We start from the raw sequence: 14,412 nt of genomic DNA, 5'->3' as shown, positions 1-14,412 counted from the left end.
TCTTATTTTTAAAGAGCACACTCTGAACTTCTCTTCAAAGTGGACGGCCATTTTAGCGAGATAACTTATCGTGTCAAACACTTTTTTAAGTTATTTCTCTGTGAGTTACTTTAGAACTCACTGACCTTGTTATCTCGGCTTCGCTTTGCTTGCTTTCCCGTGACAACGGAGGCGCATTATAGGGAGTTAGTTTAGGAACACAAGCCTATTTTTCAAAAAAACTTATCTTTTTGGTTTGTTCGTATAGAAAACAATCAAAACCCGATAAAAGTGTATTAAAAAGGGGGTTAACGCCCCCTAAAACTTGAACTTGGTCTCACTTTTCAATGCATTGATGCTATTACTGGTGAGCGATTATTTGGTCATTGCTCACAATCAACTGTACTTTCTTATCTGGCAATATTTGGCCAGCCAAGATTGATTTCGCTAATGGATTCTCAACATTCTGTTGAATTGCACGTTTTAAAGGTCGCGCACCATACACGGGATCGAAACCAACTTGAGCAATCAAATCGAGGGCTTTGTCGGATACCTCTAATTGATAACCTTTTTCTTCTAAGCGTTTCGCTAGACGCTCAAGTTGAATAGATGCAATCGACTTAATGTGCTCTTGACCAAGCGGGTGGAATACTACGCTTTCATCAACACGGTTTAAGAACTCTGGGCGGAAGTGCTTGCTAACCACATCCATTACCTCATTCTTTATACCTTGGTAATCCAACGTAGCAAAGTTCTCTTGGATACGAGCAGAACCCAAGTTTGACGTCATGATGACCACGGTGTTACGGAAATCAACTGTGCGACCTTGGCCATCAGTTAATCGGCCATCATCTAATACTTGGAGCAGAATATTGAACACATCTGGATGTGCCTTCTCTACTTCGTCTAATAAGATGACAGAATAAGGTTTACGACGAACCGCTTCTGTTAAGTAACCACCTTCTTCATAGCCAACGTAACCCGGAGGCGCACCAACCAACCTCGCTACAGAGTGTTTCTCCATGAACTCAGACATATCGATACGCACCATGGCGTCTTCGCTGTCAAACATAAAGCTCGCGAGTGTCTTACACAGTTCAGTTTTACCTACACCTGTTGGACCTAAGAATAAGAAGGAACCAATCGGTTTGTTCGGATCCGATAAGCCAGCTCGGCTACGACGGATTGCATTAGATACCACTTCAACTGCTTCTGCCTGGCCAATCACACGTTTGTGCAGTACCTCTTCCATGCGGAGCAGTTTCTCTTTTTCTGCTTCAAGCATTTTTGAGACAGGAATACCCGTCTGCTTAGAGAGTACGTCTGCAATCTCGTTGTCGGTCACCTTGTTACGTAGTAGCGTCATCTCTTGCATTTCAGCTTGAGTCGCGAGGTCTAACTGCTTTTCAAGTTCTGGAATCCGACCGTATTGCAACTCAGACATGCGGTTTAGGTCACCAGCGCGTCGTGCAAAGTCCATATCCATGCGGGCTTGCTCTAGCTCACCTTTAATATGTTGCGTACCAGAGAGTGCTGCTTTTTCAGCATTCCACACTTCTTCTAGCTCTGCGTACTCACGCTCTTTTTCATTCAATTCTTCATTAAGCACATCCAAGCGTTTTTCACTAGCTTCATCATGCTCGTTACTTAGTGCTTGCTGCTCAATCTTCAGTTGGATGATTTTACGTTCGAGTTTGTCTAGCGACTCCGGCTTAGAGTCGATCTGTAAACGAATACTAGAAGCGGCTTCATCAATTAGGTCGATCGCTTTATCTGGTAACTGGCGATCTGAGACATAACGATGCGATAAGCTTGCCGCAGCGACAATAGCAGGGTCAGTGATCTCAACGTGATGGTGAAGCTCATAACGTTCTTTTAAACCACGCAGAATGGCAATCGTATCTTCAACACTCGGCTCATCCACCAGCACTTTTTGGAAACGACGCTCAAGTGCCGCATCTTTCTCTATATATTGTCGGTATTCATCCAACGTGGTTGCGCCCACACAGTGAAGCTCACCACGAGCCAATGCAGGTTTTAACATATTACCCGCATCCATAGAGCCTTCGCCCTTGCCTGCGCCAACCATGGTATGAAGCTCATCGATAAACAGAATGACATTGCCTTCTTCTTTCGCTAGTTCATTCAATACCGATTTCAAACGCTCTTCAAATTCACCACGATATTTTGCACCTGCAACAAGTGCGCCCATATCTAACGAAAGTACGCGGCGACCACGTAGTCCCTCTGGTACTTCATTATTAATGATGCGTTGAGCCAAGCCTTCTACGATAGCGGTTTTACCCACACCTGGTTCACCGATGATCACTGGGTTGTTCTTGGTACGACGCTGCAATACTTGGATGGTACGGCGGATTTCATCATCACGGCCGATAACAGGGTCTAACTTACCCTGCTCTGCGCGTTCAGTTAGGTCTATGGTGAACTTTTCCAATGCTTGGCGCAGTTCTTCCGCGTTCGGGTCATTGACCTTTTGACCACCTCTGATCTTTTCGATCGCTTGGCTGACTTTCTGCTCGGTCAAGCCCATATCTTTTAATAGCTGACCAAGTGGGCCACGATCTTCTAATGCCGCAAGCAAAAAGACTTCGGAAGAGATGTAGGAGTCCTGACGCTTTTGAGCCACTTTGTCGCATAAATTGAAAAGTGTCCCCATAGAGCTAGACAGCTGAACATCACCGCCGATGCCACTTACTTTAGGCAGTCGATCTAACATTTCGCTCAATTTAGAGCGTAGATGACTGACGTCGACATCTAACATCGTGAGAAGTGGACGAATTGGGCTACCGTTCTGATCAAGCAGTGCCACCATTAGGTGCACTGGTTCGATATATTGATGATCGCGCCCTAACGCCAGTGACTGAGCATCAGAGATAGCGATTTGAAACTTACTTGTGAATCTATCAAGACGCATATCTTTCTTCCTAACCTCAACTTAAGAAAATTCTTTTGACAGTTAGAAAGATGGATACGCAAGGGGAGAATTTCAAGGGAGCAAATTAATAAAGATAGCTTTGCAAAAATGGAGATAGGCATCTTCGCACTTTTGCGCTGTACTAGTTAGTCCTCGATCCAAATAAAAGTCGCTTGTCGACCAGTCACACCATCGCGGCGATAGGAATAGAAGTCTTCTTTGTCTTGGAAAGTACACAGGCCAGAATCAAATACCTGAGTGATGCCAAGTTTATTGAGGCGCTGAGTTGCAAGCTTGGACATATCCGCCAACCACTTCCCTTCAACATCACGCGGAGTAAATGCTTGATGAGCTTGTGAGTCGAAATCCACAAAGGCTTGCAGAACATCTTCACCGACTTCAAATGCTTGAGGACCAATTGCAGGACCTAACCACGCCACAACTTCACCAGAAAACAACTCGAGGGCGTTTTCAACGATACCATTTGCTAAGCCACGCCAACCAGCATGAACTGCCGCAACTTGGGTGCCTTGCGTATTGGTTAATAAAACAGGCAAGCAGTCCGCTGTCATAGCAGAACAGACTACATTGCTTGCAGAGGTAAATACACCATCAGCATCAAGCACTCGAGTCGTCGGCGCACTCACTTGAGCGACCACTGTAGAGTGAGTTTGGTTCAACCAGATTGGCGCACTAGGCATATTAGCTTGCTGCGCCAACCAATCACGGTTCTTTTCTACGATGGACGGGTCATCCCCAACATGAGCACCAAGGTTAAGCCCTTGATAAGGTGCACTCGAAAAGCCTCCGACTCTAGTAGAGGCGAAAGCTTTAACGTTTTTTGGTGCGGGCCAGTTAGGGACAATCGTCTTCATATTAGAACTCGTCAGGCAGACCGAACTCTTCTGTATCTTTACGCAGCGCTTCTGTCATCGCAACCATGTCATCAGGAACCGGGGCATGGAACTCTAGCTCCTCACCAGTGATAGGATGTTCAAAACGTAGCATTACCGCGTGCAGCGCTTGACGGTCAAAACCACGGATCATTGTCGTAAGCTCTTCCGATGCTCCAGTAGGAATACGTGCGCGGCCGCCGTATGCAGTATCACCAAGTAGCGGATGCTGTAGGTAAGACATGTGCACACGGATTTGGTGTGTACGGCCTGTTTCTAGGCGAAGACGGATACGCGTGTGTTCACGGAAGTGCTCCGCAACACGGTAGTGTGTTACCGCTGGTTTACCCAAAGGAGCAACCGCCATAAGTGTACGCTTAGTAGAGTGGCGGCCAATCGGCTGATCCACTTTACCGCCCGCTGTCATACGGCCGATTGCAATCGCTTCATACTCACGAGTGATATTGCGTTTTTGCAGTGCACGAACTAAGCGAGTTTGAGCTGGAACAGTTTTCGCGACCACCATCAGACCTGTTGTGTCTTTATCCAAACGGTGCACGATACCTGCACGAGGTACTTCAGCGATGTCTGGGTAATGATGCAGCAATGCGTTTAGCACTGTGCCATCCGGTGTGCCTGCACCAGGGTGTACCACAAAATCACGAGGTTTGTTGATTACGATGATGTCTTCATCTTCGTAGACGATATCTAGCGGGATATCTTGTGCTTCCCAGCGCTCTTCATCTTCCAGCTCGGCTTGCAAGGTAATTTCCTCACCACCCATTACTTTGGTGCGAGGTTTAGTGATAACTTCACCATTCACTTGTACTTTCCCGTCAAGCAACCACTCTTTCAAGCGAGAGCGAGAGAAATCAGCGAACAATTCGGCGATAGCTTGGTCTAAACGTTGACCTAACTGGCTATCTTTTACTGTGTTGGTTAAAACAATCTGCTGAGCCATATCGAACTTTTTTAAAAACTGTGAGACTAATGCTCACGACTGTGGAAAAATAGACTATTACGTCATTGTATCTGTTACTGGAAAGAAAGTAACGGCAGCTTAAGAAATATTTAGATTCAAGGAACAGACTCCTGATATGAAACATCAGACTTTAATAGGCCTTTTAGCGGTATCCCTTCTGTTTGGCTGTGCAAGCAAAGAAGAAATCGTTCCTGATGTGCCACCTTCTGAACTGTATGCAGACGCACAAACGTCTCTTCAAAGTGGTAACTGGCTTTCAGCCATCGAGAAATTAGAAGCATTAGATTCGCGTTACCCGTTTGGTGCCTACTCTGAGCAGGTGCAACTTGACCTTATCTACGCGTACTACAAAAACGACGACCTAGCCCTCGGTCTGGCAACGATTTCTCGCTTTATGCGTTTAAACCCAACGCATGAAAAAATGGACTGGGTATTGTACATGCGTGGTTTGAGCCACATGGCGCAAGACCGTAACTTTATGCATGACCTATTCAACGTAGACCGTAGCGACCGTGACCCAGAGCCGGTGAAGAAAGCATTCGATGATTTCAAAAAACTGCTAGAGCGCTACCCGAACAGCCCTTACGCGGAAGATTCGCAAAAACGTATGGTGGCACTGAAGAACCGTCTAGCAAACTACGACCTTGCAACAGCTGACTTCTATTTGCGCCGTGAAGCTTGGATTGCTGCAATTAACCGCGCACAAGAGCTACAAAAATCGTTCCCAGATACTGAAGCCGCTCGTAAGTCGCTTGAGATTCAACTTGAAGCTTACAAGCAGCTAGATCTAAAAGACGCGGTTGCTAGAACAGAAGAGCTAATCAAGCTTAATCCTGTAAAATAATCCCCAACCGCCACAGCGAAAACTGTGGCGGTTTTGTTTACCCCTCTTAATTTTGCCCCATCCACTAACTTGATGATTTTATAAGCACTACATATGCTTAAGATTCTCCTTCACCATCAGCATGGATGTGAACGTGACACTATCAAAGTTATGGACAGGACTGTTATTCCTAGTCTCCGCTTCGAGTTTCGCGCTCGAGCTCTCCCCTCTCAGACAACCGCCTTACACTGGCGATCTCGACGTCATTAAAGAAAGAAACGTATTACGCGTACTCGTCTCTGCCGATCTTGGCTTCTATTACGTAGAAGGTGGAGAGCCAAAAGGAATAGGTGCAGAACTACTGGCTCATTTCGAAAAAGATCTCCGTAAGCTCAAGCCAAAACTCAATATTCAAATTATCCCGGTTTCTCGTGATGAGCTATTACCTTCTCTTGAGCAAGGCTTAGGAGATTTGGTCGTCGCGAATCTCACCATTACCGAAGCGCGCAAAAAACTGGTCGACTTTAGTGATCCGGCAATTTCAGGGATAGAAGAGTGGGTCATCACAAACAAAGACACCCCATCGATGACCAAGATTGAGCAACTGAGTGGGAAAGAGATTTGGCTCCGGGCGAGTTCAAGCTACTTTGAAAGCATTCAAGCCTTAAACAAAAAACTCAATAAGAAAGGCTTACCGCCAATAGTGGTGCATTTTATCGAAGAAACACTACAAGATTACGAATTGGTTGGGATGCTAAACAATGGTTATGTCAAAGCTATCGTTCTAGATAGCCACAAAGCCAAGCTGTGGATGAGTTTTATGGATGACATACGAGCCCATACTAAAATACCAATCCGTAAAGGAGGGGAAATTGCTTGGGCAATGCGCCACGATAGCCCCGAGTTAATGAAGGTGGTGAATAAGTTTGTTCGTACAGCTAAATCCGGCACCCTACTTGGCAACGTCATCTACGGGAAATACATCGATAATACCAATTGGCTTAACAAGGCTCTGAATCCGAAAAAGATTGCTCAACTAGAAAAGCTCTCTTCACTGTTTTCTAAATATGGAGAGAAATATGATTTCGATTACCTGCTCATCGCCGCAGTGGCGTATCAGGAATCGGGGTTTGACAACAACTTAGTATCAAGCCGTGGTGCAGTCGGCATTATGCAGATTTTACCGAGCACAGCGAGTGATCCTAATGTGAACATTAAGAATGTCCGTAATCTAGAGAACAACGTTCATGCAGGGGTGAAATACTTAGCGTTTCTTCGCCGGTATTACTTCAGTGATAATGCCATCAGTAAAGAGAACAAACTCTACTTAACACTAGCAGCGTACAATGCAGGACCAGGAAATATTGAGAGAATGCGTAAGCGCGCAGCTCAACAAGGCTACGACCCTAACGTATGGTTCAATAATGTTGAAGTCGTAACGCGTAGAAGTTTAGGAGAAACGGGGAGATACGTAACCAATGTGAACCGCTACTACGTCATCTACAAACAGTTAGAAAGCCTCGATCTTGCAAAGACACTCGATAACGTCCGATTAGTTCCAGAGGATCCAGTTTTTATGACACCGCTTCACAGAGTCAACCAAACTCCTTAATCCAAGGACTAAAAACCAAAAACGCCGCTCAATAATTGAGCGGCGTTTTTGAATCTAACTTATTGCGCACTTTAAGAGTGATCTGATTCACATCTTTGTTCTGGTTACTTTTTAACTAACTAGAATTACAGGCCGTATAACTCCCCTAAAAACGGGGGAGTTTTCAGCTCAGTACTCTATCCAATCTAATGATTTAGAACCCGATAACAAGCAATTTTCACATAAATCTCAGCAGTTCTTGAGTGAGATCACATTCGTTTTTCATCTCAAAAAACCAAGTTAAAATGGTGATCTAGATCACATTCTTTTCTCCTCAAAGCGGTAATCTGAACTCAACCCATGAGGGATGAAACAGAGGAAAAACATTTATGACAATGAACATCACTGGTAAAAACATCGAAATCACCTCTGCAATCCGTGCTCATATTGAGAGCAAATTTAAAAAGCTGGAGAAATGGCAAGTAGACATCATCGGATGCCAAGCAACATTCAGTGAGGAACCAAATAAACAGAAGAAATTCGAAGCGGTTATTAAAGTTCCTAAAGGCCAGCTAATCGCCTCAGCGACTCACGAAGATCTTTACGCAGCTATCAATGAAGTGGAGCAAAAACTAGAACGACAACTGAATAAGCTGACCCACAAACCTGAAGCTCGACGTGCGAACAAGCCTGAGCTAGTGGAAGAAGAAGAGTAAACGACCAGATTGAGGAAGTAGCGCCGAAAGGCGCTATTTTTTTGCTTGACGCTCCCCGCCTGCTTGCTTATTGTGTTTAAACACTCACAAATTAAGCACTATTTATGCATTTAACCCAGCTGTTTCTTTTTGACTTCTTTTTCCTTCCATAGTGGAGGGGCTAACTCGTTTGTGAAAGAAAAGTCAAAAACAAACAGAAAGCCTCCCAAATCGGGGGGCTTTTTTATAAGGAAAGAATTGATGACTGACCAACCTATTTCCCTGGATGAAATTCGTTTACGTTTGAATGAGCTAGATGATGAGCTTTTGAGCCTGTTGTCCGAACGCCGCAAGCTCAGCATTGAAGTGGCAAAAAGCAAAGTCCAAACTTCAAAACCTGTTCGTGACGCAGTCCGTGAACAACAACTTCTGGTTAAACTGATCACCAACGGCCGTGATAAATACGAACTCGACGCTCAGTACATCACCAAGCTTTTCCATACCATTATTGAAGATTCTGTCCTTCTTCAACAAAGCTACCTGCAAAACCTTGTTAATCCACAGCAAAGCCGTAAGCCTCTTGCTCGTGTTGCTTTCCTTGGCGCCAAAGGCTCTTACTCTCACCTTGCTAGCCGTGAATACTTCAGTCGCAAGAATACAGAGCTGATTGAGCTCAACTGTGAACACTTCAAAGAAGTGACTCAGACAGTAGAATCTGGCCATGCTGACTACGGCGTTCTGCCAATTGAAAACACCAGCTCTGGCTCTATCAACGAAGTGTACGATCTTCTACAACACACAACGTTATACATCGTTGGTGAACTGACTCAACCGATTGAGCACTGCCTAGTAGCAACCAAAGACATTCGCCTTGAGAATATCAAAACCCTTTACTCACATCCGCAGCCACACCAGCAATGCAGCGAGTTCCTTAGCCGTATGAAAGGTGTGAAACTAGAGTCTTGTGCAAGTACTGCTGATGCGATGCAAAAAGTACAAGAACTTAACCGCGATGACGTAGCTGCAATTGGTAACGCTTCAAGTGGCAAGCTTTATGGCCTACAAGCTATCCAAGGTAACATCGCAAACCAAACCGAAAACCACACTCGCTTTATCGTCGTCGCTCGTAAACCAGTTGAAGTGTCTACGCAAATTCCAGCCAAGACCACGCTGATCATGTCGACTTCGCAAGAGGCAGGCTCTTTGGTAGAAACACTGCTGGTTCTACAACGTTTTGGTATCAACATGACCAAGTTAGAGTCTCGTCCAATCATGGGTAACCCATGGGAAGAAATGTTCTATGTCGACCTTGAATCCCACCTTGGTTCTACGGAGATGCAACAAGTATTAGATGAGCTCACAAAGATCACTAAGCACTTGAAAGTATTGGGCTGTTATCCAAGTGAAAACGTGAAACCGACTCAAGTAAAACTTAGCTAATGGACTACGATAGGTAAAAAGATCATGGCAACCCAAAAAGTCGTTATCGCTTCCTTGAACCCTGCAAAAATCAAAGCGGTAGAGAGTGCATTTCAAAGTGCACTCCCTAAACATAGTTTTGAGTTTGTTGGAGTCAGTGTGCCGAGTGAAGTCGCAGATCAACCGATGTCGAATGAAGAAACTTACCTTGGCGCATTGAACCGAGTTCGTAACGCTAAAGCAGAAATACCAAGTGCAGATTTCTATGTGGGCTTGGAAGCGGGAATTGAAGGGTCAGTTACATTTGCTTGGATGGTGATAGAGTCTGACACACTCCGAGGTGAATCTCGTTCGGCGAGTCTGATGTTGCCACCTGAAGTATTACAAAAACTGGAACACGCCAATGAACTTGGTGATGTAATGGACGAAGTATTTGGTACTGATAACATCAAACAAAAAGGCGGTGCTATTGGTTTACTGACTCAAAACCAACTGACTCGCAGCTCGGTCTATCACCAGGCTTTGATTCTGGCGCTAATTCCATTTACCAATCCAGACCACTTCCCTGCTAACTTGTAGTCACTGTGTAAAGCACGCATTAAAAAGGGCGGAGATTCCGCCCTTTTTGCCGTCTGTACCTCAGAGGGTTCGACTCAAAGATTATTGAGCGCCCTGCTCTAATAATGTCTTAAGTTTGTCTTTGTCGAGATCGGACTTCGACTTTAACTCATTCGAACCACGAGTGATGGTTGCAATGCCTACCCCTAACATTTGACTGATTTGACGTTGAGAAAGCTCACCTTTGAGCAATTCATTCAGAATATTCACTCGTGCAGTGAGCGACTCTCTCTCATCCGGCGTCATTAACATGGTCAACAGCATCTCATGTTGCTGGTTATCCACGCTTGAACGGATCAGTTCAACAATCTGCTGCCAGTCTTTGTACTCAGGTTCGTGTGACATCAAGTTACCTCACTCAATACTTGGTATTGATCTCATTTGGGGTCAAGAACGCACCATCGACACCTAAAAGATCGCGGTAATAGGTTTCAAACATCAAGATGTTTTGCACATAACCGCGAGTTTCTTTAAATGGAATCGCTTCGATAAAGGAATAAGCATCCACTTTACCTTGAGTTCGCTCTCGCCATGTTTTTACTCGGTTAGGCCCTGCATTATAAGCAGCGAGCGCGAAAATACGATTATTATCGTAATCCTCCATCAAACCTTGTAAGTAGTGGCTACCAATTTCGATATTCTTACCCACGTTATACAAGTCTTGTGTACCTTGATACTTGAGCTTGTACTTGCGCGCCGTGTACTTCGCAGTTGCTGGCATAATTTGCATCAAACCTCGGGCACCAACGGGTGAACGCGCTTCTGAATCCAAAGCACTTTCTTGTCGAGCCAGTGACATCATAGTGATCGGGTCGATATTGTGCTTCTCCGCGTAGAAGTTAAACCACCAGCGGTGAGCTATCGGGAAACGCAATGGTATGTTGTCCCACATTTTTGCTTGAATACTTGCTGTGACCGTTAAGTTATGCCAACGCTTAGAAGCAGCATAAGCGGCCAACATCGTTTTTTCTTCTTTACTCACTCGACCAAGCAAATGAGACCACTCACTCTTTGCAGCTGCAATTTTGTCGGTTTCGATAAGCTCTTCAATTCGCGTTAAAGAGCTCTGATATTGTTTGAGTACTCTCTTTTCTAGCTTAATTGTCGAGGACGGATACTTTATCGACTGACCAATAGCATTGGCCGCTGCAACACTGTAAAAGTTACGTTGACCAACTAACTTAGACAGTCTTTGCTTACCTGCGACTTCATCACCCATCGCTATCTCACTGCGTCCTAACCAATATTGCCACCGAAGCGACGACTGCTCTTCATCATTGAGTACTGCGATCCACTTTTGCACGCCCTTCCAATCGCTATTTTGAATCGATAAACGAATACGACTCTCGATCAGAGGTAAACTCTGACTGTTTTTCGTTTTGTCATCGCGCCACTTAGCAAGAGAGTCCGATTCAGTGCGGATCAAGCGAATTGCGATATAGTCAGCCAGTGCTTGCGCCTTTTCAGGAGAGAATTTTTGCCCTTTCACTACCGTCGCGTATGCACTCTGCGCTTTACCAACATCTTTTCGAGCTAACTTTTCTAACGCATATTCAGTTTGCGCTCGATAAAAATCATTGGCAGGTTGCTTCTTAGCAAAATCCGCAACGGTTTCCGGTTTATCAAACAAGACTTTCATCGCTTTCGCTTGCTGCTGCGCTTTCGCTGACTCAGGCAGTTTTTGCAAGTAACTCATCAAACCGCTATTGCGCGCATCGAACGCCAACAACATGCGTTGCAAGATCATGTCATCAGTGCGTTCTCCCGCTTTATCCCAAGCTGAGAATAATGGGTCACATTCATCGGCGATGCTCTTACCTCGTAACCACATATGCTCAGCGCCCTTAAACGCAGCGACTTGTTTGCCTTGTTTTAATTGGGCTACATAAAAAATACACTGATAACGCTCACCGCTCGGCTCCACTTTCTGGAACTCGGTAATGGTTTTCCAATCCTTCTGGCGATATAGGCTATCTAAGTAAGGAGCGCGAATCCGACGCGAAAATGGAAAAGCCTCATGGTCTTTAATAAATTCATCGACCTGCTGTGGAGACTGGTTCGACAATTGCCTCAGAAACACTCGATAATCCACATAAGGTGTCAATGGATAGTCGGCAATTTTAGAACGGATAGACAAGTAACCATCAATGTCATTTTTGTCTAATAAATCCTGAGCTTGCTCATAAACTTGGCGCTGTTTTTCTAGGCTCAGCGCAGCATTTGCTGACACGCTTACCGCACATAAAGCGGCTGCGTAGCATACTCTTTTAGCCAATTCCGATACGTTGAATCTCATGTGCGTCATTTTCCCCAGACGTTTATCGCTTTATTTCTTGCCGCTAGTGGATACAAGGCGCAGCAAGTCATAAATCATATGCATCTATTTACACCGTATTAAGTTCTTATTGTAAAGCGACTTGATGTAATAAATGTTGTACTCGTGAAACTTTAGAACCCTTCAAGACAAATAGATTCCCAACAATCCATTCTTCCTGATGAATCGCGGTACATTGAATTTAAGGTGAACAAGAAAAGTGTATACCCTAACGTTGTGAGTTTCCGGTCAGCAATGAAGAAGAAATCACACGAGCTGTGAATTTCTTGCATTGCGGTAACAAAACTCAAGTAGTTGGTATAAAATAGAGCCTTTGAATGACAGTTAATTTAGGAACGATCGGCAATGGCTGAATACGTATATACCATGTCGCGGGTGAGCAAAATCGTGCCACCTAAGCGTCAAATTCTTAAAGACATCTCTCTAAGCTTCTTCCCAGGTGCAAAAATCGGTGTTCTAGGTCTGAACGGTGCAGGTAAATCAACACTGCTACGAATCATGGCGGGTATCGATACTGATATTGATGGTGAGGCTCGTCCACAACCAGGTCTAAACGTAGGTTACTTACCTCAAGAACCTGTACTAGACGAATCTAAGACCGTTCGTGAAATCGTGGAAGAAGCCGTTTCAGATGTTGCTGACGCGCTTAAGCGTTTGGATGCGGTATATGCAGCATATGCAGAACCAGATGCTGACTTCGACGCTCTTGCAAAAGAACAGGGGGAGCTAGAAGCTCTGATCCAAGCTAAAGATGGTCATAACCTAGACAACGCGCTAGAGCGCGCTGCAGATGCTCTTCGTCTTCCAGAATGGGATCAAAAGATCGCGCACCTTTCAGGTGGTGAGCGTCGCCGTGTGGCAATCTGTCGTCTACTTCTAGAAAAGCCAGACATGCTACTACTAGACGAACCAACCAACCACTTGGATGCTGAGTCTGTTGCATGGCTAGAGCGCTTCCTAGTTGACTACACTGGTACTGTAGTTGCGATTACCCACGACCGTTACTTCCTAGATAACGCAGCGGGTTGGATCCTAGAACTTGACCGTGGTGAAGGTATTCCATGGGAAGGTAACTACACTTCTTGGCTGGAGCAAAAAGATGCTCGTCTACAACAAGAAGCGTCTCAAGAAAAAGCTCGTCAGAAGACCATCGAGAAAGAACTTGAGTGGGTTCGTCAAAACCCTAAAGGTCGTCAGGCGAAATCGAAAGCACGTATGGCGCGCTTTGAAGAGCTACAAAACACGGATCACCAGAAACGTAACGAAACTAACGAACTGTTCATCCCACCAGGTGAGCGTCTAGGTGATAAAGTTATCGAAGTGAACAACCTGACGAAATCATTCGACGGTCGCGTTCTTATTGATGACCTATCATTCAGCATGCCTAAGGGTGCAATCGTAGGTATTATCGGTGCCAACGGTGCTGGTAAATCGACCCTATTCAAGATGCTGAGCGGCACTGAGCAGCCAGACTCAGGTACGATTGAGCTAGGTGAAACAGTGAAATTGGCGTCTGTTGAGCAGTTCCGTGACTCAATGAACGACAAGAACACGGTATTCCAAGAGATTTCTGAAGGCGCTGACATCATCAAGATCAACAACTTCGAAATCCCAGCTCGTGCATACTGTTCACGCTTTAACTTTAAAGGTTCAGACCAACAGAAAGTGATTGGCGAGCTATCTGGTGGTGAGCGTAACCGTGTACACCTTGCGAAGCTGCTTAAAGCAGGTGGTAACGTACTGCTACTCGATGAGCCAACCAATGACCTAGATGTTGAAACACTACGTGCACTTGAAGAAGCACTACTAGAGTTCCCAGGCTGTGCAATGGTTATCTCGCACGACCGTTGGTTCCTAGACCGTATCGCGACGCACATCATCGACTACCGCGATGAAGGTCAAGTTAACTTCTACGAAGGTAACTACAACGAGTACATGGAGTGGCTGAAGAAGACCCTTGGTCCTGAAGCAGCTGAACCACACCGCATCAAATACAAGCGCGTATCTAAGTAATTTAGACGCGGTATTGATATGCCAGGCGGTTTCTAAACACCGCCTGTGCTTGTAATTTGTTCAAAGGTCGCTATCATGGCGACCTTTGTTGCATATTTAGCCAGAATCTTGTTTAAAAACCGCAGTTTT

Annotated in this window: 11 protein-coding genes and 1 other annotated feature; of the genes, 6 read left to right on the top strand and 5 right to left on the bottom strand. The window is 45.1% G+C overall.

Annotated features, from left to right (window positions below):
* Nucleotides 1-340: 340 nt before the first annotated feature.
* The 3 genes from clpB to rluD form a co-directional block, all read right to left on the bottom strand.
* Entirely contained in the window at nucleotides 341-2,914 is a 2,574-nt protein-coding gene (clpB, locus tag KIV41_RS02300) for an ATP-dependent chaperone ClpB (protein ID WP_285335594.1), read from the bottom strand.
* Between the two features lie 146 nt (nucleotides 2,915-3,060).
* Nucleotides 3,061-3,789 (bottom strand): peptidoglycan editing factor PgeF, encoded by a 729-nt coding sequence (pgeF, locus tag KIV41_RS02295; RefSeq protein ID WP_252041615.1) that lies wholly within the window; start codon nucleotides 3,787-3,789, stop codon nucleotides 3,061-3,063.
* A 1-nt stretch (nucleotide 3,790) separates the two neighbouring features.
* Complete coding sequence (rluD, locus tag KIV41_RS02290) at nucleotides 3,791-4,768, bottom strand: 23S rRNA pseudouridine(1911/1915/1917) synthase RluD (protein WP_252041614.1); 978 nt, start codon at nucleotides 4,766-4,768, stop codon at nucleotides 3,791-3,793.
* A gap of 136 nt (nucleotides 4,769-4,904) precedes the next feature.
* Here rluD and KIV41_RS02285 point away from each other — a divergent pair, with 136 nt between their 5' ends.
* The 5 genes from KIV41_RS02285 (at nucleotide 4,905) to yjjX (ending at nucleotide 9,896) form a co-directional block, all read left to right on the top strand.
* Nucleotides 4,905-5,633, top strand: coding sequence for an outer membrane protein assembly factor BamD (locus KIV41_RS02285; protein WP_010446061.1), 729 nt, complete (start codon nucleotides 4,905-4,907; stop codon nucleotides 5,631-5,633).
* A 121-nt stretch (nucleotides 5,634-5,754) separates the two neighbouring features.
* A complete protein-coding gene (locus KIV41_RS02280; protein ID WP_252041613.1) occupies nucleotides 5,755-7,224 on the top strand; it encodes a lytic transglycosylase F in 1,470 nt (489 codons plus the stop codon).
* A 368-nt stretch (nucleotides 7,225-7,592) separates the two neighbouring features.
* Nucleotides 7,593-7,919 (top strand): ribosome hibernation-promoting factor, HPF/YfiA family, encoded by a 327-nt coding sequence (gene hpf, locus KIV41_RS02275; protein WP_005447957.1) that lies wholly within the window; start codon nucleotides 7,593-7,595, stop codon nucleotides 7,917-7,919.
* Nucleotides 7,920-8,026: 107 nt separating this feature from the next.
* Nucleotides 8,027-8,147, top strand: a sequence feature (Phe leader region).
* Between the two features lie 12 nt (nucleotides 8,148-8,159).
* Nucleotides 8,160-9,338, top strand: coding sequence for a prephenate dehydratase (gene pheA / locus KIV41_RS02270; RefSeq protein WP_010446050.1), 1,179 nt, complete (start codon nucleotides 8,160-8,162; stop codon nucleotides 9,336-9,338).
* 24 nt (nucleotides 9,339-9,362) lie between these two features.
* Nucleotides 9,363-9,896, top strand: coding sequence for an inosine/xanthosine triphosphatase (gene yjjX, locus KIV41_RS02265; protein WP_252041612.1), 534 nt, complete (start codon nucleotides 9,363-9,365; stop codon nucleotides 9,894-9,896).
* Nucleotides 9,897-9,977: 81 nt separating this feature from the next.
* Here yjjX and trpR read toward each other — a convergent pair whose 3' ends face one another.
* Both trpR and sltY read right to left on the bottom strand, forming a co-directional pair.
* Entirely contained in the window at nucleotides 9,978-10,280 is a 303-nt protein-coding gene (gene trpR, locus KIV41_RS02260) for a trp operon repressor (protein ID WP_010446046.1), read from the bottom strand.
* Between the two features lie 13 nt (nucleotides 10,281-10,293).
* Entirely contained in the window at nucleotides 10,294-12,240 is a 1,947-nt protein-coding gene (gene sltY, locus KIV41_RS02255; RefSeq protein WP_252041611.1) for a murein transglycosylase, read from the bottom strand.
* Between the two features lie 375 nt (nucleotides 12,241-12,615).
* On the opposite strand from sltY, the gene ettA reads away from it, so the two are divergent.
* Entirely contained in the window at nucleotides 12,616-14,283 is a 1,668-nt protein-coding gene (gene ettA, locus KIV41_RS02250) for an energy-dependent translational throttle protein EttA (RefSeq protein WP_010446043.1), read from the top strand.
* Nucleotides 14,284-14,412: the final 129 nt, after the last annotated feature.

This window comes from Vibrio sp. D401a, assembly GCF_030248515.1.
Lineage (GTDB): Bacteria > Pseudomonadota > Gammaproteobacteria > Enterobacterales > Vibrionaceae > Vibrio > Vibrio rotiferianus.
The sequence above is the reverse complement of the archived record's forward strand: the minus strand, read 5'-3'. Positions and strand labels throughout refer to the sequence as shown.